Source organism: Enterobacter sp. AN-K1, from assembly GCF_020971765.1.
Taxonomy (GTDB): domain Bacteria; phylum Pseudomonadota; class Gammaproteobacteria; order Enterobacterales; family Enterobacteriaceae; genus Enterobacter; species Enterobacter hormaechei_C.
In genome coordinates this window covers 1,958,337-1,978,318 of the sequence record NZ_CP087390.1, presented here as the reverse complement: position 1 = coordinate 1,978,318, position 19,982 = coordinate 1,958,337, and the positions used below count along the sequence as shown (strand labels likewise).

Genomic DNA, 19,982 nt, shown 5'->3' with positions numbered 1-19,982 from the left:
GCCCTGCGCTTCGAGTTTTGTGGAGAGTCATTTTGCGTGTCAGCCGTTCCTTAACGATCAAACAGATGGCGATGGTGTCTGCCGTCACAATGCTGTTTGTCTTCATCTTCTGCGTCATTTTGCTGTTTCACTCCGTACAGCAGAATCGCTATAACACGGCTTCGCAACTGGAAAGTATTGCCCGCTCGGTGCGGGAACCCCTGTCAGCCTCGATCCTGAAAGGGGATATCCCCGAGGCGGAATCCATCCTGAAGCGCATTCAGCCCGCCGGTATCGTGAGCCGCGCGGATGTCGTGCTGCCGAACCAGTTCCAGGCGCTGCGGATGAGTTTTATCCCGGAGCGTCCCGTCCCGATGATGGTGATGCGCCTGTTTGAACTGCCGGTGCAAATTTCCCTGCCTCTCTATTCCCTGGAAAGACCGGCTAACCCGCAGCCGCTGGCCTACCTGGTGCTACAGGCCGACTCGTACCGCATGTATAAATTCGTCATGAGTTGGGTTGCTACGTTAGTGACTACTTACTTACTTTTGACACTAATGCTGAGCGTGGCGCTGACGTGGTGTATCAACCGGTTAATTGTGCATCCGTTGCGCCGCATAGCCCGGGAGCTGAACGACCTCTCTCCACAGGAGCACATGGGGCATCAGCTTCCCTTGCCGCGCCTGCATCACGACGATGAAATTGGCATGCTGGTCCGGAGTTACAATATCAACCAGCAGCGTGTCCTGCGTCAGCAGGAAGAGCTCAGTAGCAACGCCACCCGTTTTCCGGTATCCGATCTGCCAAACAAAGCGTTTTTAATGGCCTTGCTGGAGCAGACCGTCGCCCGCCAGCAGACCACCGCGCTGATGGTGATTGCCTGCGAAACCTTGCAGGACACGGCGGGCGTGCTGAAAGAGAGCCAGCGCGAGATGCTGTTGCTGACGCTGGTGGAAAAGGTGAAATCCGTTCTGGCGCCGCGCATGGTGCTCACCCAGGTCAGCGGTTATGACCTGGTGGTGATCGCGCACGGTGTTAAAGAGCCGTGGCACGCCATTACGCTAGGTCAGCAAGTACTCACTGTCATTAATGAGCGGCTGCCCATTCAGGGTATCCAGCTTCGCCCGAGCGCCAGCATCGGTATTGCGATGTACTACGGGGGGCTGACCGCCGAGCAGCTTTATCGTCGGGCCTTCTCGGCCGCGTTCACCGCGCGCCGGAAAGGCAAAAACCAGATCCAGTTCTTTGATCCGGAGCAGATGGAAAAAGCCCAGCAGCGCCTGACGGAAGAGAGCGACATTCTGACGGCGATGGACAATCGCCAGTTTGCGCTCTGGCTACAGCCGCAGGTCAATTTGCGCACGGGTGAAGTGACCAGCGCCGAAGCGTTGCTGCGTATGCAACAGCCGGACGGCACGTGGGAGCTGCCTGAGGGGATGATCGAACGTATCGAGTCCTGCGGCCTGATGGTCACCGTCGGCTACTGGGTGCTGGAAGAGTCCTGCCGCCAGCTTGCGGCCTGGCAACAACGGGGCATCACGCTGCCGCTGTCGGTGAATCTCTCTGCGCTACAGCTGATGCACCCGACCATGGTGCCGGAGATGCTCGAGTTGATCCACCGCTACCGCATTCAGCCCCACACGTTGATCCTGGAAGTCACCGAGAGCCGTTGTATCGACAATCCTGACGATGCTGTCGCCATTCTGAAACCACTGCGTAATGCCGGGATCCGCATTGCGCTGGACGATTTTGGTATGGGGTATTCCGGCCTGCGTCAGCTCCAGCACATGAAAACGTTGCCGGTGGACGTCCTGAAAATCGACAAAACCTTTGTGGAAGGGCTGCCGGAGGATTGCAGCCTGGTACAGGCCATTATTCAGATGGCGCACAGCCTGAATCTGCACGTCATTGCCGAGGGTATTGAAACCGACGCCCAGCGTGATTGGCTGGCTGCGGCGGGCGTGGAGAGCGGACAGGGCTTCCTGTTTGACCGCGCCGTACCGACGGATATCTTTGAGCAACGCTATCTCTCCGACGCTGGCAATAACGCAAAAGTGTAATTTTGTTGCTGGCTTGTGCGAGCCAGCTCAAAGTTCTTAACATTTGTGTTTCAAATTTGAACCCCGTTTATTTCTGTCCTGTTATGTGGGTGTTATTTTAAAGCCGCAGGTTAACCATAACCTTACAAAGCCTGTAGTTTTTCTTTCCAGGGACACCCTATGAAAACCTCACTCTTCAAAAGTCTTTACTTCCAGGTCCTGACAGCCATCGCCATCGGTATTCTGCTCGGTCACTACTACCCGGAGCTGGGCGCGCAGATGAAACCGCTTGGCGACGCGTTCGTTAAGCTCATCAAAATGATCATCGCGCCGGTCATTTTCTGTACCGTGGTGACCGGTATCGCTGGCATGGAAAGCATGAAGGCGGTCGGGCGTACGGGGGCGGTTGCCCTGCTGTACTTCGAGATTGTCAGTACCATCGCGCTAATTATCGGCCTGATAATTGTCAACGTAGTACAGCCTGGCGCGGGCATGAACGTCGACCCGGCCACGCTGGATGCGAAAGCGGTGGCGGTTTACGCTGAACAGGCGAAAGATCAGGGGATTGTTGCCTTCCTGCTGGACGTGATCCCGAGCAGCGTGATTGGCGCGTTCGCCAGCGGAAACATCCTCCAGGTGCTGCTGTTTGCCGTGCTGTTTGGCTTTGCCCTGCACCGTCTTGGCAGCAAAGGCCAGCTGATTTTTAACGTCATTGAAAGCTTCTCGCAGGTGATCTTCGGCATCATCAACATGATTATGCGTCTGGCCCCAATTGGCGCCTTTGGCGCGATGGCCTTCACCATCGGGAAATATGGCGTCGGCACGCTGGTACAGCTGGGCCAGCTGATCGTCTGTTTCTACATCACCTGTATTCTGTTTGTGGTGGTGGTGCTCGGCTCCATCGCCCGTGCGACCGGCTTCAGCATCTTCAAATTTATCCGTTACATTCGTGAAGAGCTGCTGATTGTCCTCGGCACATCCTCTTCGGAGTCCGCGCTGCCGCGTATGCTCGATAAAATGGAAAAGCTGGGCTGCCGTAAGTCAGTGGTGGGGCTGGTTATTCCTACGGGCTACTCTTTTAACCTGGATGGCACCTCGATATACCTGACGATGGCGGCGGTCTTTATTGCCCAGGCCACTAACAGCCACATGGATATCTTCCATCAGATTACGCTGCTGGTGGTGCTTCTGCTCTCTTCAAAAGGGGCGGCGGGCGTAACGGGCAGCGGATTTATCGTGCTGGCGGCCACCATTTCGGCGGTGGGCCATCTGCCGGTAGCGGGCCTGGCCCTGATCCTCGGTATTGACCGCTTTATGTCTGAAGCCCGTGCGTTAACCAACCTGGTCGGCAATGGCGTGGCGACGATTGTGGTGGCGAAGTGGGTGAAAGAGCTGGATCACAAGAAGCTTAACGATACGCTGAATAACCGTACATCTGAGGACAAAACCCCCGGTTTATCCTCTTAATCCCTCATAAATGCCCGTATTCCCTTGTGGGGATGCGGGCACCTGCGCATAATAACCGTTCATACCTGTCATAATTCGACAAGATTTTTTTTGGGTATATTTCACTTCCGCCCGTGACGTTTAGCCGAACACGCTGTCTAATCGGAAGGTTTTCATCGTCATCTTTGAGTGCTCACGTCGCGAGACACTCTCTTTAACCAGGAATGTTGATCAGGGGTTCACATGCAGGGCACAAAAATTCGACTCTTAACCGGCGGTTTGCTGATGATGGCAGCAGCCAGTTATGTGCAGGCAGATGCGCTCCAGCCAGACCCGGCCTGGCAACAGGGAACACTGGCGAACGGTTTCCAGTGGCAGGTATTATCCACTCCGCAACGTCCGAGCGATCGCATTGAAATCCGTCTTTCTGTGAATACCGGCTCCCTCACTGAAAGCACCCAGCAGACCGGCTTAAGCCACTTTATTCCTCGACTGGCGCTCACCCAGAGCGGCAGTTTGCAGGCGGTTCAGGTGCGTTCTTTATGGCAACAGGCCATCGATCCGAAACGCCCGCTGCCCCCGGCTGTGGTCTCCTATGACTACACCATGTTTAACCTGAGCCTGCCCAACAACCGTAACGATCTGCTTAAAGAAGCACTGACCTATCTTTCGGATGCCACCGGCAAACTGGCGATTACGCCTGAGACCGTTAACTATGCGTTGAGCAACAGCGACATGGTGGCGACCTGGCCGACGGATACCAAAGAAGGCTGGTGGCGCTACCGCCTGAAAGGGTCAACGCTGCTTGGCCACGACCCGGCAGAGCCGCTAAAACAGCCGGTTGATGCCGCGCAGGTGAAATCTTTCTACCAGCAGTGGTACACCCCGGATGCCATGACCCTGATTGTGGTGGGCAACGTGGACAGCCGTGCGGTGATAGAACAGATCAACAAAGCATTTGGCGACCTGAAAGGGAAGCGTGAAACGCCCGCCCCTGTTCCTACCTTGTCCCCGCTGCGTCCTGAGACGGTCAGCATCATGACGGATACCGTGCGTCAGGATCGTCTTTCAATGATGTGGGATACGGCCTGGCAGCCGATCCGCGAGTCTTCTGCGCTGTTGCGTTACTGGCGTGCGGATCTCGCGCGTGAAGCGCTGTTCTGGCACGTTCAGCAGACGCTCAGCAAGAACAACGTGAAAGATATTGGCCTGGGATTTGACTGCCGTGTGCTGTTCCAGCGCGCCCAGTGCGCCATTAACGTGGAATCGCCGGGTGATAAGCTGAATGCCAATCTCGGCGTGGTGGCGAAAGAGCTGGCTAAGGTGCGGAAAGAGGGCCTGTCTGAAGAGGAGTTTAACGCGCTGGTGGCGCAGAAATCCCTCGAATTGCAGAAACTGTTCGCCACCTATGCCCGCGCCGATACCGATATCTTAATCAGCCAGCGCATTCGCTCCTTGCAGAATCAGGTGGTGGATATCGCGCCGGAGCAGTATCAGAAACTGCGTCAGGACTTCCTGAACGGTCTGACCGTGGAGATGCTGAATCAGGATCTGCGTCAGCAGCTGTCGCAGGATATGGCGTTGATTCTGTTGCAGCCGAAAGGTGAGCCGGAATATGACATGAAAGAGTTGAAGGCCACCTGGAGCGCCATCATGGCGACGCCGCCGCAGCCAGCGCAAACGGCAGCCGATGATTTACACCAGGATGCGAGCGATATTCCGCAGGGCCAGTAAGCTCTGCGTTCCCTCAGCCCTGAGGGAGAGGGTTAGGGTGCGGGCATCAGCCCGCACAGTCCTTAAGCAGGCATCGCCTCGCGCGGAATAATCGCTCCGCGATACTGAATCACCGTACTGGCCGTCAAATGACCGCGCTGCGCCGCCGCTTCCGGCGTCCCTCCCGTCAGACGTACCGCCAGATACCCCGCGCTGAAAGAATCTCCCGCCGCCGTGGTATCGATTACCTTCTCTTTCGCCAGCTTCACCGCCGGCACCTCTGTCACGGCTTCACCTGCAACCGCCACCAGGCAAGACTCCGCCCCGCGCTTGATCACCACTTCGCTGACCCCGGCAGCCTGCGTCCGGGCGATGACCTCATCAACCGGTTTTTCGCCCCACAGAGCATCTTCATCATCCAGCGTCAGGAAGGCGATATCGGTGCATTCGAGCATCTGCTGGTAGACCTGCTGCGTCTCTTCACGGCTGGCCCACAAACGCGGACGGTAGTTGTTATCGAAAATCACCTTACCGCCATTGGCACGGCATTCGCGCAGCAGTGACAGCAGTTTTTCACGGCTCTCCTGGCTCAGGATCGCCAGGCTGATCCCGCTCAGGTAGAGATAATCGAAGGTGGCCAGTTCTTCGCAAATGGCAGCGGCGGCCTCGCTTTCCAGCCAGAATTTGGCGGCCGCTTCATTACGCCAGTAATAGAAGGTGCGCTCGCCGGTGCTGTCGGTTTCGATGTAGTACAAACCCGGCAGGCGGTTTTCCATTCGCTGGATCAGCGAGGTCCCAACGTTTTCACCCTGCCAGGCTTCCAGCATCTGCTGGCTGAAGCTGTCCGTTCCCAGCGCGGTAACGTAGCTCACGCTCAGCGCGTCGGGGGCGACCTGACGGGCAATGTAAACGGAGGTGTTCAATGTATCGCCACCAAAACCGCGGCTGACTTCCGCGCCTTTCTGGGACAGCTCAATCATGCATTCGCCAATCACGGCAATTTTTTTAGACATAGTCGTGAACCTGAACAAAGTAATTAAGGGTAGTGTGCGCTGTGTGTTTTTTATGGTCAACTATATTAAAACGACGTTCCATTATTTTTTTTGAGCCAGCGCGTATTCCGGCATATTTCTGTCATCTTAATTTCATTTTCCCGGTGAATTGAACATAAAGTTCTCACCTGGCGGGCCGATAACTCAGTGACGAGTCCAGAAAGGCTATCCCATACAACAGGACATCCGAAATGAAGTCAGAGCAGGTTATCCAGCGGCTGAGCACTACGCCTGAGGCAAGTATTGAGAACTTGCAGGAGCATCGCTACTGGCTGCAATGTGAGCGAGCGTACACCTATCAGCCCATCTACCGTACCGACGGTCGGTTAATGGCGATTGAGGTGTTAACGGTCGTCACTCATCCATCGAATCCTTCACAGCGTATTGCACCGGACCGCTATTTTGCGGAGGTTGCCGTGCGTCAGCGTATCGACGTGCTGGAAGAGCAGCTGAGAATGCTGGCGACGAAGCAGGCGTTCTTCGAGCAGCACGGTATTCTGGCGTCGGTGAACGTGGATGGCCCAACCCTGATGGCGTTACGTCAGAACGCGACATTGCAGGCGCTGATTGCCACCTTGCCGTGGATGCGCTTCGAGCTGGTGGAACATGTTCAGCTGCCGCAGGACTCCTCGTTTGCCTCGATGTGTGAGTTTGGCCCGCTGTGGCTGGATGATTTCGGTACCGGTATGGCCAACTTCTCCGCCCTGAGCGAAGTGCGTTATGACTACATCAAAGTGGCCCGCGATCTGTTTATCATGCTGCGCCAGACGCCGGAGGGACGGAACCTGTTTACGATGCTCCTGCAACTGATGAACCGCTATTGCCAGGGCGTCATTGTGGAAGGCGTAGAGACGCTGGAGGAGTGGCGCGACGTGCAAAATTCCCCGGCAGCGGCGGCACAGGGTTATTTCCTCTCTCGTCCTGTCCCCATGGATACCCTGGAAAAGGTGATAACCACCCTCTGATCTGCCCGCTTCCCTTTGTCTGAACTATAGTTTTAGAGGCAAGTTCATCAGGAAAGGGGACAACAATGACAAAAACAACCAGGGTGATTTCCTGGACAGCAGGGATTTTCTTGTTGCTGATCGTGGTCTTAATCATCATTATCGCCACGTTTGACTGGAACCGGCTCAAACCGACCATCAACCAGAAAGTCTCAACCGAGCTAAACCGCCCCTTCGCAATACGTGGCGATTTGGGTGTCGTGTGGGAGCGCCAGAAAGAGGAAACCGGCTGGCGAAGCTGGGTGCCATGGCCGCACGTTCACGCCGACGACATCATTCTCGGCAACCCGCCGGACATCCCCGAAGTGACCATGATCCACCTGCCGCGCGTGGAAGCCACGCTGGCGCCGTTAGCCCTGTTAACCAAAACGGTGTATCTGCCGTGGATCAAACTTCAGCAGCCCGACGCGCGGCTAATTCGCCTGTCAGAGAAAAACAACAACTGGACGTTCGATCTCGCCAGCAGCGGCGATAAAGATCAGAATGCGCAGCCCTCTTCGTGGTCTTTCCGCCTCGACAATATTCTGTTCGATAGGGGGAGGATCGCCATTGACGATAAGGTGAGTAAGGCTGACGTGGAGATCCTCGTCGATCCGCTGGGTAAGCCTCTGCCGTTTAGCGAAGTGACGGGCAGTAAAGCCAAAGGCGATGACAGCAAAGCGGGCGATTACGTCTTCGGCCTGACGGCGAAAGGGCGCTACAACGGCCAGCCGCTGACCGGTAAAGGCAAAATCGGCGGCATGCTGGCGCTCAGGAGTGAGGGCACGCCGTTCCCGGTGCAGGCGGATTTCCGCTCGGGCAACACCCGCGTGGCGTTCGTGGGCACGGTTAACGACCCGATGAACATGGGCGGCGTCGACCTCCAGCTTAAGTTTGCCGGGGATTCGCTGGGTGAACTGTACGATTTGACCGGCGTACTGCTGCCAGATACCCCGCCGTTTGAAACGGACGGGCGCCTGGTTGCCAAAATCAACACCGAAAAATCGTCCGTCTTTGACTACCGGAATTTTAACGGGCGCATCGGCGACAGCGATATCCACGGCACGCTGACCTACACCACCGGTAAACCGCGCCCGAAACTGGAGGGGGACGTTGAATCCCGCCAGCTGCGTCTGGCCGATCTTGGTCCGCTGATTGGCGTAGATTCGGGCAAAGGCACGAAGTCTAAAGAGGTTAAAAAGGACGTTCAGCCTGCGGGTAAAGTGCTGCCCTATGACCGCTTCGAAACCGACAAATGGGACGTGATGGATGCGGATGTACGCTTCAAAGGACGTAAAATTGAGCATGGCAGCACGCTGCCGCTGAGCAACCTCTCGACCCATATCATCCTGAAAAACGCCGACCTGCGCCTGCAACCGCTGAAGTTTGGCATGGCCGGGGGAACCATCTCATCGAATATCCACCTGGAGGGGGATAAAAAGCCAATGCAGGGAAGGGCGGAGATCCAGGCGCGTCGGCTGAAGCTGAAAGAGCTGATGCCGGACGTGGAGCTGATGCAGAAAACCCTCGGTGAGATGAACGGCGACGCGGATATTCGCGGCACGGGTAACTCGGTAGCGGCGCTGCTGGGTAGCGGAAACGGCAACCTGAAGCTGCTGATGAACGACGGGCTGGTGAGCCGTAACCTGATGGAGATCCTGGGGCTGAACGTCGGGAACTTTATCATCGGGCAAATCTTCGGTGACGACGAAGTACGCGTTAACTGCGCGGCGGCAAATCTGGATCTGGTCAACGGCGTGGCGCGTCCGCAGATCTTCGCTTTCGACACGGAAAACGCGGTTATCAACGTCACCGGTACCGCCAGCATGGCGTCCGAGCAGCTGGATTTGACCATCGATCCGGAAAGTAAAGGCATTCGTATCATTACCCTGCGCTCGCCGCTGTACGTTCGCGGGACCTTCAAAGATCCTCAGGCGGGCGTGAAGGCCGGGCCGTTGATTGCGCGTGGTGCGGTCGCCGCCGCGCTCGCTACGCTGGTCACCCCTGCGGCGGCGCTGCTGGCGTTGATTTCGCCGTCAGAAGGCGAAGCGAATCAGTGTCGGACGATTTTATCGCAGATGAAGAAGTAGTCCCGTTTCTCCCTCTCCCTGTGGGGAGAGGGGGCTCCAGTAATTTGAAAGCAAAAGCTATAACGTTGCCTCAGAATAACTGAGGGCTTTCAGCGATGCCTCGGTCCGGCTGTAAATCGCTGAGGCGTTTCCTGTAGGCCGGGGCGAGGCGCAGGGATGCGCCGAGAGGGCGGGCTTTACAGGGATGTTACCTCCGCCCGTCCCCGATAAGCCGGAAGGAATAAGCCGAAGGCACCGCGAAGCGGCGATTTACCGCCGGAAGCCCGGGTCGCCAGGGTGGTGGCGACTGAGCCACCCTGGCACGTTCACCGGTTATGTCGTGACAGAGTAGCAAGGAACATAACGTGAACGGAATGACCACCTGAGCCGTATGTTCCCCCTCACCCCAGCCCTCTCCCTCAAGGGAGAGGGGGCCGTCTGTGCAGGCATTATTTTGTGGGGAGCCCTCAGCCCTGTGGGTGAGGGCTGAATCGTAGGCCGGGTAAGGCGTAGCCGCCACCCGGCACTCACTTACAGCGCCTGATGCTTCGTCTCATGCGTCAGCAGCAGCGCAATCAGCGTCAGCGCTGCCATTGCCGCCAGATAGACACCCACATAGAACAGGCCATAGTTCGCCTGAAGCCATGTGGCGATATACGGAGCCACCGAGGCGCCCAGAATCGACGAAACGTTATAGGAGAACGACGCGCCGGTGTAACGCACTTCAGTCGGAAACAGCTCCGGCAGCAGCGCGCCCATTGGGCCAAAAGTCAGCCCCATCAGGCTCAGGCCAATCAGCAGATACGCCATCACCAGCGCAGGGCTACCTGAACCCAGCAGCGGCGGGAAGACAAACAGCGCGAACAGAATAATCAGCGAGGTGATGACGATCATGCTTGAACGACGGCCAAATTTATCCGCCAGCAGGCCCGCGATGGGCACCATCACGCCAAATCCGATGACCGCCATCATCAGCATCCACAGCACTTCGTTACGCGGCAGGCCCAGACCGACCGGCGCGGCGGCGGTACCGAAGGTCATGGAGTAAACGGTCATGATGTAGAACAGCGTGTAGGTCGCCAGCATGATGAACGTGCCCAGCACGGTCACGCGGAGGTGTTTGGTCAGCAGCGTCCCCAGCGGAACTTTAACCTGCTTTTTCGCCGCGGCGACTTTAGCGAAGACCGGCGTCTCGTGCAGCGACACGCGAACGTACAGGCCAATCAGCACCAGCACGGCAGAGAAGACGAATGGAATACGCCAGCCCCAGTTCATGAACTGTTCATCAGTCAGCAGCCAGGAGAGGAGCAGGAAGGTGCCGTTAGCAAAGAAGAACCCAATCGGTGCGCCCAGCTGCGGGAAAGAGCCATACAGGGCTCGTTTGCGCGCCGGGGCGTTTTCGGTCGCCAGCAGTGCCGCGCCGCCCCATTCCCCGCCCAGCCCCAGACCCTGCCCAAAGCGCGCCAGCGCCAGCAGCACAGGCGCCAGAATGCCAATAGTTTCATAGGTCGGCAGCAGGCCGATGGCGACGGTGGAGATCCCCATCGTCAGCAGCGAGGCAACCAGCGTCACTTTACGGCCGACGCGATCGCCAAAATGCCCAAAGACAGCTGAACCAATCGGACGCGCAACGAAGGCGATAGCAAAGGTGGCTAAAGACTGTAGCGTGGCTGCCGTCGGGTCGCCCTGAGGGAAGAAAATATGCGGAAAGACAATGACCGCAGCGGTGGCGTAAATATAAAAGTCGAAGAACTCAATGGCGGTGCCAATCAGCGATGCGACGACGACTTTATTGCGCGAGTTGACCGGAACGTGTTCCGCCCCTTCGTTAAGTGTGGTGGCTGTTGCTTGCATACTATTTTCTTATTTTTGGACGAACGAAGGGCCATATTAGGCATAGCAAAAGCGACATTTCAATCTGTAACAAAGGCGTGGTGTGGTCATAAAAGCAACAAAAAGCGGATAATTTTCAGACCAGCGAAAACACTTCTATGAAATGCTTCACACTTTTTAAATATCAGTCATTAAAACTGGTTTTGCGTTAAATAAAAGTTACGGCCTGGATTTATATGCTGAAATGGCGAATCGGGCTGAAATATCAGCCCGACATGATATCAGCGGTGGGTTTTACCCGGCATGCGCGGGTCATCTTTATACTCTGCCGTGGCGATCCACGCGGCGCAGAACAGCGTCAGGCGAGCGAAGAAATAGAAGAAAGCCATCAGCCCCAGCACCGAACCAAAGGCCGCGCCGGAGGGAGACTTCACCAGGGACGGCAGCGTATAGGTCATCACAATCTTGATCACCTCAAAACCAATGGCGGCAATCAATGTCCCGCGCATCAGCGCCTTCTTGCGCGGACGATGGCGGGGCAAACGCCAGAAGATCCAGAAGAACAGAAGGTAGTTAGCAAAGATAGAAATGGCCAGCCCAATGCCGCGCCAGGCCGGTTTCAGCCATTCAATGTAATCCAGGTACAGCGCGGAGATAATCATCTGCTGCGCGGAACCGGCGACCGAGGTGATGGAGAGCGTAATGACCAGCGCCACCAGCAGCCCAATCAGCGAAATAAAGTCGCGCAAATACTTCACCCATATCTTCTCCTGATCCTGCGGTCTACGCTCCCAGACGTCACGCGACTGGGCGCGAATAGCCTCACGCAGGTTGCCCATCCAGTTCACCCCGGAATAGAGCGCAATCAGCAACCCGACGATACCCACGGTGGTACGCTGCTGCACGGCGGTGTTGATGGTGCTTTTGAGCGTTGCGGCGAGCGTCTGGTCGCTGACGTTGGTCAGGATCTTATTGAAGATGTCCTGCAACAGCGTCGGGTGAGACGCCAGCACAAAACCGGCGGCGGCAAATGACACCATCAGGATGGGGATCATCGACAGGAACGAGAAATAGGTAATCGCTGCGCCAAACTGATTTCCCATGCGGTCGTTAAAGCGCTCAGCGGCGCGTATCAGGTGAGCAATCGCGGGTATCTGCTGAATTTTTTCGGCTATGCCGGTCACGGTGCCCAGCGCTTTGCTGGCCGTTCCAGGCTCTTTCGGCGCTTCAGGTTCGTTATCCATCTTTTTGATGGGTTCATAATCTAAATGTTGAGTCGGTCGTTGCGGGTTATTTTCCGGCGTCACGCGCATTTTCCTTTTCGTTGAGCTGGATGTTACTGAATTATAGCTTGTGACTAGTCGACGTAACCTTTTGTGAGTTCGGTAAGCCACTCCATAAACACATGCACCCGGCGGGAGAGGTTACGGCGGTGGGGATAAATGAGGGAGACGGGCATCGGTTCAGCCCGGTATTGCGGCAGGATCTCAACGAGTTTTTTCGTGCGCAGGGCATCACGTACCCCGACGCGCGGAACCTGAATAATGCCAAGCCCGGCGATACAGGCGGCCTGGTAGGTTTCCGTGCTGTTAACCGTCAATACGCCTCCCGTTTTTACCCACTGGGTCGCGCTGCCGTTGTAATACTCAAAACCCTGCGGACGCGTGCCCAGGGTGGCGGAGTAGTGAATGAGGGCATGCGAAGCCAAATCGTCCAGCGTCTCAGGGTAGCCGAATCGCGTCAGATAATCCGGGCTGGCGCAGTTAATCACCGAGAGTTTCCCAAGCGGGCGGGCGATAAGCCCGGAGTCCTTTAAGTTTCCCACGCGAACCACGCAGTCAAATCCTTCGCGGATGACATCGACCAGACGATCGCTGCTACTCAGCTCCAGCTCAATGCCGGGAAACTGTTGTAAAAATGCAGGCAGTTTCGGAATGACTACATTTCGCGCAATGGCAACGGGCATATCCACACGTAGCCGACCGCTGATGGTTGAAGGGTCGTGCAGGAACATGCCGTCCAGTTCGTCCAGATTCATCAGCAGATCTTTAGCGCGCTCGTAATAAACCATGCCGTCCTGCGTCAGGCTGACGCGGCGGGTAGTGCGGTGCAGCAGCTGCGTGCCCAGTGCGTTTTCCAGTGCCTGGATCTGTCGCGATACGCTCCCCTTCGGCAGGCTTAACGTCTCCGCCGCGCGGGAAAAACTTTCCAGTTCCGCGACCCGAAGGAAAAGCTGCATTGCGTGTATTTTATCCATAGATGTTGGTCATTGTTGTTATGAATGAAACAGTGAAGCGCTGACGGCACTATTTATTGATTTTCTACCATCTAATAAGCTCTTTCTCAATCTTCATCACAGCCGAAACGAGGTGAATTATGAGTGAACGTATTGCTTTAGTGACGGGCGGTAGCCGCGGCCTGGGGAAAAATGCCGTTTTGAAGCTGGCCGCGGAAGGGACAGGGATCATCCTGACCTGGAACAACAGCCAGCAGGAGGCGCAGGAAGTTGTGCGCGAAATCGAGGGAACAGGTGGAAAAGCGGCAGCATTGCAGCTTAACGTCGGCGATACGGTAAGCTTTTCGCGCTTTGCTCAGCAGGTGAAGGATACCCTCAAACACGTCTGGCAACGTGACACCTTTGACTATTTAGTGAACAACGCAGGTACAGGGTTATACGCACCCTATACCGAGACGACCGAGGCGCAGTTTGATGATGCGCTGAACATTCACTTCAAAGGGCCGTTTTTCCTCACGCAACAGCTGCTGCCGCTCATAAAAGACGGAGGGCGGATCCTGAACGTCTCCAGCGGACTGGCCCGTTTTACTCAGCCCGGTTCAGGCACCTACGCGGCAATGAAAGGGGCGATGGAAGTGCTGACCCGCTATCAGGCAAAAGAGCTTGGTGCGCGCGGAATTTCCGTCAATATCATCGCGCCCGGCGCGATTGAAACCGACTTTGGGGGCGGACGCGTGCGGGATAATGCGGAGCTTAACCAGCTGCTGGCCTCGCAGACAGCGCTGGGACGCGTGGGCCTGCCCGATGATATTGGTGACGCCATTGCGGCGTTGCTCAGTGACAAACTGGGCTGGATGAATGCGCAACGTATTGAAGTTTCAGGCGGTATGTTCCTGTAATGTTCAGTCTTAAGGGGGAGGGAACCTTCTTAAGGAAATCCTTAAAACAGGTATGTCTAAATGCTGGAAGATATAAAGAGAGCTGGGTGATTTGTAACCTCTCCATTCATTGAGTTTTTTCTTAAAAAATGCCTCTGTAGAATCCCCCTTCGCTATTCTCAGAGGAGTAAAACGATGCGAGTAATCATGTTTGACAGGCAGTCATTATTTATTCATGGAGCGATGTACAGTTTGCAGAAGTTAATTCCGAAAATAGAGATGACAGGGGCTCGTCAGACTGATGAATTATGGGCGCAATTATCCGCGTCACCCTCCGCTATCGTCATGATAGATGGGTATTTAATTCGTGATAATGGTGTGGCTTTACTGGAGGAGATTATGGATCGTTTTCCAGCGTCGCGCGTGGTGTTGGTGTTAACGAAAAAAGAGCGACGTTGGGTTGAGCAAATGTTTCAGCGCAACGTGGTAGCGATAATTCCCCGCAATGCGAATCCCGAACGCTTTTCCGCAGTGCTGGATTCCGTATCGCGTGGAATGGTCTGTTTTCCCGGCGAGTGGCTGAAGCAGCACTCCTCTCAGGATGAACTGGCAGTGTTAAGCGAGCGCCAGCGTGAGGTATTGAAGTTACTGGCGGCCGGAGAGTCCAATAAAGAGATTGGTCGTAATCTCAACATCAGTGCGGCAACGGTAAAAGCCCATCTTGAGACACTTTTCCGGCGTCTTGATGTCAAAAACCGGACGCAGGCCGCGATGTACTACACCCGGGCGACGGCCTGAAGGATCTTCTCTGGCAGAGGGGACTCTTCCCCAAAACTGAAGAGGGTTAATATCAGTGCGTCATGCTGCTGTTGGGTTAATGGGCGTTTGTTCATTTCCCGCAGCAGCGCCTCACATAATTGAATATCATTAAAAAGCAAATTTTCCGCCTCAGTCGGCGTGATGAGACCGTTAAATTTTTCCCACTGGCGAATCACGTGACCATAACCAATAACCCATATTCCCTTTTCGTCACGGTATTTCTCCAGGGAAAGACCCTGTTGTTTTTTAATTAATGCGATTGCAGCAGAAGATATCTGCATTGCATAACCCGTCATAAGCGTTTCCTCTTAATGGCGCGACTATAGAGGAAACGCCGCCGGGGAAATATCCGCCAAATGGCTGTTGATCAGGTTTAACTGAACGGGAATTCCTTTTTCAGTAAACCGAATAGCCAGTCGTTATGCCATTGCCCTGAAAGGAAATAACTCTCACGCAACTCACCTTCCAGTTGAAAACCTGTTTTTTCCAGCAGTCGCCTTGAGGCGATATTTCCCGCCGTCACGGTGGCGGTGAGCCGACGGATATTACCCTGAGTCAGCGCGAAATCACACACAGCCCGCAGAGATTCAAAGCCGTAACCTTTCCCCTGCGCAGAGGGCGCAAAGAGAAAACCGACTTCAGCACAATCTGCTTCCCGGTGCACATAGCCGGTTACGCCCAGCGGCGTCTGGCTGGCCGTCTCACGCACCACAAGGCAGAGCCAGTGCGAGCTGCCCGGCGTCCACGGCAACAGACGAGACTCAAAGGCTTCCCGAATGTCCGCCTCGCTACGCGCAGGGGCGACAAAACGCATCACCTCAGGATTTTGCTGTAGCGACAGAAAAAAGGGCCAGTCTTGCTCTTGCAGCGGCGAGCAGGTGAGACGCGCGGTGGTTAAGGCGGGCATGACGATCCTCCGGAGGCATTGCAAATGATTATAAGGTTGTCACTTTATTTCAACAGAAAGTCAGGTATGTTTAACCTCATATAAATAAAAAGAAAAACGACTTTTAATGCCGCTTTAGCGGTACTCATTGTCTCTCAAGGAAAACAATGATGATTAGCTCATCGCATCATACCCGCGAACAGTTTGAACACTGTCTGGCAGCGATCCGTCAGGCGTCTGTTGAAATTTTACTTCTGTTGAATGTACATGTTTCTGAAGGAAAAGATCCACGCTGGTTTCTGGAGCAACTGGATAGCGCCCGCCTGGGGCTGGGCGGGTGGGGCGCCGTAGCCAGGAAGCTGAATCTGAATGATGCGGAAATGACGGCCTTTACGCTGCAATTACGCTTGCTTCAGCAGCGTGTTCCCCAGTATGAAAGCGGGCAGGATGTCAGCGAAAATCAGCTGATTGCGGCGATGCGCTTCGTCACCTCCCTTGAATATCTGCGTCTGCAACAGCCCCTCCTGACCTACGAAACCGGGAGGGTGCCAGAGAAGGAGAGCCAGCTTCAGGCGCAGAAACAGGTGCGTGCCATTGAGCTGATGATTAAAGGGCTGATACAGCAGGCGTGGCCCGATCCGGTGCGGCTGAATAATCATCTTAAGACCTTGTTTAACGCTGAACGCGTGCGTCGCTGGCTGAAAAACGGTGAGATTAATGATGTTCTGAGCGGCATGTTGTTCAGCGAACTGGCCCAGCTGCTGGTGGATAAAAAAGAATTTAGCCGCTACTACGCGCCGCTGTTTAACGCTCCGGACATGCTGACGCTGCTGGTAGAGCCCCGCAAAACCCTGCAAACCTTCCTCGAAGATATTCGACAAATCCGCAACAGCATCACCGTGCAGCAGCCGTTAAGCGGGGCGCAAATCCAGCTGCTCGACTGCTATTACACGCAGATCACCCGCTCCGTTCAGCGCGCGTTTGAGGAAGGGCGGACACGCGTTAACCCGGCGGCGCTGATGGCGGTGGACGAAAGCGAGCTGCACGCGTTCTGGGAAAAGGCGCAAAAAATGGACCGCACCACAGGCGGCGATCTTTTTGAAGTGCGCGACAGCATAGAAAAACCGACTCAGCGCGCCGCGCGTACGCCAGAGCAGCGCGAACAGCTGATTTCCGGCGTGCTGTGGGGAGCGGTTGGCGTGATGGTTATCGCGATTGTCGTGGGGGGATTCTGGCTGGTGACCAGCAGTAAACCGCAGCCGGCTGTGGCCAGTACGGCATCTCCCGCGCAGGTGCAGGAGATGCGCGAAACGCCTTCCTCACGCGAGACGTTAACCCGCATGGGTGTTACCTGGGATGAGAATAATTTCCGCTCGGCCATCAATCGCAATGACACCCGCGTGGCGCTCCTGTTTTTGCAGGGCGGGATGGACTGGAAAATGTCATGGACGGAGGAGGCGTTGTCGGCAGGCTACGACGATGTACTGGAAGTAATGTTGCGCTACCGCCTGCAAATGACAGAGCAAAAGCCCTGCCGACGCTTTATTAATACGCTTAGCCATGCGATGGCGAACGGCGAATCGCTGACGCCTATGCGTAAGCAGTACCTGAAAGCATTCTGTACCGTCCCCGCGGTGGTGAAACGCCAGCAGCACGACGCCGATATGGCAACGCGCCGCGCGAAGACGCAGCCCGATGCCAGCACAAAAAAATGGCAGTCCATCCAGACTGCCATTTATGAGGTGATCCGCTGATTATTTTTCCCCCTCACCCTGCCCCTCAGGGGAGAGGGGCAGGGTGAGGGGTGAGGCTCAGGGCTCCCCATACAGCCCAATCAACCGCCGCACCACGCCATTCGTCCAGCCGAAGCCATCCTGCAACGGATACTCACCCCCGCCACCTTCGCGTGGCGTGCTGCTGGCGATGTGGTACTTCTCAATCAGCTTATGATGGGTTTTGTAGTAATGGTTCACCGTGTGCAGCCAGCTCCAGGCGATCTCATCTCCCAGCGAGTCGTTGCCGTACTGCTTGAACCCCTGGATCGCCATCCACTGGAGCGGCGCCCAGCCGTTCGGCTTATCCCACTGCTCCCCGGTTTCATATTCGGTGGCGAGAATACCGCCCGGCGTGAGCAGACGGGCTTTAACGGCATCGGACAGCCGTTCAGCCTGCTCATGCGTCGCCATGCCCACATACAGCGGCACAATGCTGGCCGCAGAGAACAGCGCCAGGGCTTCACGCCGCCAGTCGTAATCACGATAACAGCCGTTCTCTTCGTCCCACAGATAGCGGTTCACCGCCGCGCGCCGGTCGCTGGCTTTCTGGCGGAACAGATCAGCCGTCTCTTTATCCCCTTTCGACGCGGAGATATTGGCGATAGCGCTCTCCAGTTTGAACAGGAATGCGTTCAAATCAATGGGGATAAATTGTGTCGTGCGGATGCTGGCCAGCCGCGCAGGATCGCGCAGCCAGCGGGATGAGTAATCCCATCCTGAGGCTGCCCCGGCGCGCAGGTCGCGATACACCTCGTTCGGCGGACGACCGGAATGACGGGCGGTTTCCACGTCCTCAATCCACGATTCATCTCGCGGCGTGTCGCGATCGTCCCAGTAGCGGTTGAGCAATGAGCCATCCGGCATGCGAACCGCACTGCGATAGGCCTGATTGAGCAGCAGCGATTCCGCCCCGTCCATCCAGAAGGCGTACTCCATCTTAAGATGCTCAAGATAGCGCTTCGCCCCGCGCACGCCGTCCTCTTCAAACAGCTCCACCATCAGGGCAAAAACGGGCGGCTGGGAGCGGCTGAGATAGTAGGTACGGTTGCCGTTCGGGATATGGCCGTAGCGCTCTATCAGCCAGGCGAAGTTATCGGCCATACATTTCAGCAGATCGTTACGACCGCTTTCAGCAAGCCCCAGCATGGAGAAGTAAGAGTCCCAGTAGTAGGTCTCACTGAATCGCCCGCCGGGCACAATATAGGCCTGCGGCAGCGCCAGCAGCGACGACCACGGGATGTGATCCTGCGGCTCACGCGTCAGCACCGGCCACAGATTATCAATATGTTCTTTCAGGGACAGGCCGGGGTCAGAGACGTACTCTTTGCTGTAGTCCTCCGGCAGCCAGAAGTGATTCTCCACAAAGCGCGCCAGGTCAAAATCACGGTGACGACGCACCTTGCGATAGCGGATCAAAATATCCAGCGGATCCATCTTCGGCGCGCAGTCGGGAAAGGTTTTGCTGTCCGCAAACAGCCGCGACGACTGGACGTGTTCAAACAGTTCAAGGTAGCGGTCTGCGGGCGTAAGGGCATCGGACGCCGGCAGCCCTTCAATCATTTCCGGTTCCGGCTCTGCCTCGATCATCTCATCCAGTTTTAACTCACAGGGATCGGTTTCGTAGCGCAGCTCTTCTGCAATCTCGAACTCGATATCCTCGGCAGTCTGTAGTTTCTGGTTGAACATGGTGTTCAGGACCTCCGGTTTTTGTCGTAACCAATACGGGTTTTTCCCGGCTATCTTTAAAGCGTAGACATTCGCTTCGGTTAATGCGGTGCGAAGTGTGCGGTAGATCACGCTTTCAAAATGGATTTAAACACGCTGAAAATCAGATATCCCTTTGATTATGAAATTATTAAATCAGAATCTTTGGAAACAGAGCAGGAATAAAATTCAGAGCATTCGGTATTCTGCATATAAGCACGGATTAATGTGCCTGACGCGCATCGCCCTGAAGGCTGTTGGCGGTTTGATTGGCTTTCTGGCTGGCGCCTTCGCTTTTATCCATCGCTTTGCTGGCCGCTTTTTCCGCATGGGCGGCGCTGTACGCAGCCAGATGGGAAATCACGATGGCGTAAATGCTCATTAACGACACCCACAGAATGCTGTTTTTCCACCACAGCAGGGTAGGAATAGTCAGTATCGCCCATACCAGCGCGAGAACAAGGTGCATTTTGGCCATCAGTTTTGCGGTGATCTTTACGTGCATTTTCATATCTCTAATCTTTTTCCGTAGTAACAGGCGAACGCGTAGCGCTTTCTAAGATTAGTTAA

Annotated in this window: 16 protein-coding genes; 8 read left to right on the top strand and 8 right to left on the bottom strand. The window is 55.6% G+C overall.

The window, feature by feature from the left end; genetic code table 11:
* Window positions 1–32 precede the first annotated feature (32 nt).
* From hmsP to LOC22_RS09565, 3 genes are all read left to right on the top strand, one after another.
* The gene (hmsP, locus tag LOC22_RS09575) at window positions 33–2,039 is read left to right on the top strand and encodes a biofilm formation regulator HmsP (RefSeq protein WP_045142222.1); all 2,007 of its coding nucleotides are present in this window, start codon (window positions 33–35) and stop codon (window positions 2,037–2,039) included.
* 159 nt (window positions 2,040–2,198) lie between these two features.
* Entirely contained in the window at window positions 2,199–3,485 is a 1,287-nt protein-coding gene (gene dctA, locus LOC22_RS09570; protein WP_015571524.1) for a C4-dicarboxylate transporter DctC, read from the top strand.
* Window positions 3,486–3,707: 222 nt separating this feature from the next.
* A complete protein-coding gene (locus LOC22_RS09565; RefSeq protein WP_023295577.1) occupies window positions 3,708–5,198 on the top strand; it encodes a M16 family metallopeptidase in 1,491 nt (496 codons plus the stop codon).
* Window positions 5,199–5,260: 62 nt separating this feature from the next.
* On the opposite strand, the gene LOC22_RS09560 is transcribed toward LOC22_RS09565, so the two are convergent.
* On the bottom strand, window positions 5,261–6,190 hold the full coding sequence (locus LOC22_RS09560; RefSeq protein WP_017384186.1) for a sugar kinase: 930 nt from the start codon (window positions 6,188–6,190) through the stop codon (window positions 5,261–5,263).
* Window positions 6,191–6,420: 230 nt separating this feature from the next.
* On the opposite strand from LOC22_RS09560, the gene pdeH reads away from it, so the two are divergent.
* Window positions 6,421–7,194: a cyclic-guanylate-specific phosphodiesterase gene (pdeH, locus tag LOC22_RS09555; protein WP_015571521.1), complete on the top strand. Its 774-nt coding sequence runs from the start codon at window positions 6,421–6,423 to the stop codon at window positions 7,192–7,194.
* A gap of 65 nt (window positions 7,195–7,259) precedes the next feature.
* On the top strand, window positions 7,260–9,302 hold the full coding sequence (locus LOC22_RS09550) for an AsmA family protein (protein ID WP_023295575.1): 2,043 nt from the start codon (window positions 7,260–7,262) through the stop codon (window positions 9,300–9,302).
* 510 nt (window positions 9,303–9,812) lie between these two features.
* On the opposite strand, the gene LOC22_RS09545 is transcribed toward LOC22_RS09550, so the two are convergent.
* The 3 genes from LOC22_RS09545 to LOC22_RS09535 form a co-directional block, all read right to left on the bottom strand.
* Entirely contained in the window at window positions 9,813–11,135 is a 1,323-nt protein-coding gene (locus LOC22_RS09545) for an MFS transporter (protein WP_230239505.1), read from the bottom strand.
* Window positions 11,136–11,395: 260 nt separating this feature from the next.
* Window positions 11,396–12,421, bottom strand: coding sequence for an inner membrane protein YhjD (gene yhjD, locus LOC22_RS09540; RefSeq protein WP_023295574.1), 1,026 nt, complete (start codon window positions 12,419–12,421; stop codon window positions 11,396–11,398).
* A gap of 50 nt (window positions 12,422–12,471) precedes the next feature.
* On the bottom strand, window positions 12,472–13,371 hold the full coding sequence (locus LOC22_RS09535) for a LysR family transcriptional regulator (RefSeq protein WP_017384184.1): 900 nt from the start codon (window positions 13,369–13,371) through the stop codon (window positions 12,472–12,474).
* A 119-nt stretch (window positions 13,372–13,490) separates the two neighbouring features.
* Between LOC22_RS09535 and LOC22_RS09530 the strand changes: the two genes are divergently transcribed.
* Window positions 13,491–14,249, top strand: a complete 759-nt coding sequence (locus LOC22_RS09530) for an SDR family NAD(P)-dependent oxidoreductase (RefSeq protein WP_032104619.1) — start codon at window positions 13,491–13,493, stop codon at window positions 14,247–14,249.
* A 174-nt stretch (window positions 14,250–14,423) separates the two neighbouring features.
* Window positions 14,424–15,026, top strand: coding sequence for a response regulator transcription factor (locus LOC22_RS09525; RefSeq protein WP_017384182.1), 603 nt, complete (start codon window positions 14,424–14,426; stop codon window positions 15,024–15,026).
* Here LOC22_RS09525 and LOC22_RS09520 read toward each other — a convergent pair.
* Together LOC22_RS09520 and LOC22_RS09515 are read right to left on the bottom strand one after the other, a co-directional pair.
* Window positions 15,005–15,343 carry a lysozyme gene (locus LOC22_RS09520; protein ID WP_047052708.1) on the bottom strand — a complete coding sequence of 113 codons (339 nt, stop codon included), beginning with the start codon at window positions 15,341–15,343 and terminating at the stop codon, window positions 15,005–15,007. The genes LOC22_RS09525 and LOC22_RS09520 overlap by 22 nt on opposite strands.
* 77 nt (window positions 15,344–15,420) lie before the next feature.
* Window positions 15,421–15,954 carry a GNAT family N-acetyltransferase gene (locus LOC22_RS09515; RefSeq protein WP_017693814.1) on the bottom strand — a complete coding sequence of 178 codons (534 nt, stop codon included), beginning with the start codon at window positions 15,952–15,954 and terminating at the stop codon, window positions 15,421–15,423.
* 146 nt (window positions 15,955–16,100) lie between these two features.
* Here LOC22_RS09515 and LOC22_RS09510 point away from each other — a divergent pair, with 146 nt between their 5' ends.
* Window positions 16,101–17,687: an STY4199 family HEPN domain-containing protein gene (locus LOC22_RS09510; RefSeq protein WP_017693815.1), complete on the top strand. Its 1,587-nt coding sequence runs from the start codon at window positions 16,101–16,103 to the stop codon at window positions 17,685–17,687.
* A gap of 57 nt (window positions 17,688–17,744) precedes the next feature.
* On the opposite strand, the gene LOC22_RS09505 is transcribed toward LOC22_RS09510, so the two are convergent.
* Both LOC22_RS09505 and LOC22_RS09500 read right to left on the bottom strand, forming a co-directional pair.
* Window positions 17,745–19,394, bottom strand: coding sequence for an alpha,alpha-trehalase (locus tag LOC22_RS09505; protein WP_015571511.1), 1,650 nt, complete (start codon window positions 19,392–19,394; stop codon window positions 17,745–17,747).
* 241 nt (window positions 19,395–19,635) lie between these two features.
* Entirely contained in the window at window positions 19,636–19,923 is a 288-nt protein-coding gene (locus LOC22_RS09500; protein ID WP_015571509.1) for a hypothetical protein, read from the bottom strand.
* Between the last annotated feature and the right edge of the window lie 59 nt (window positions 19,924–19,982).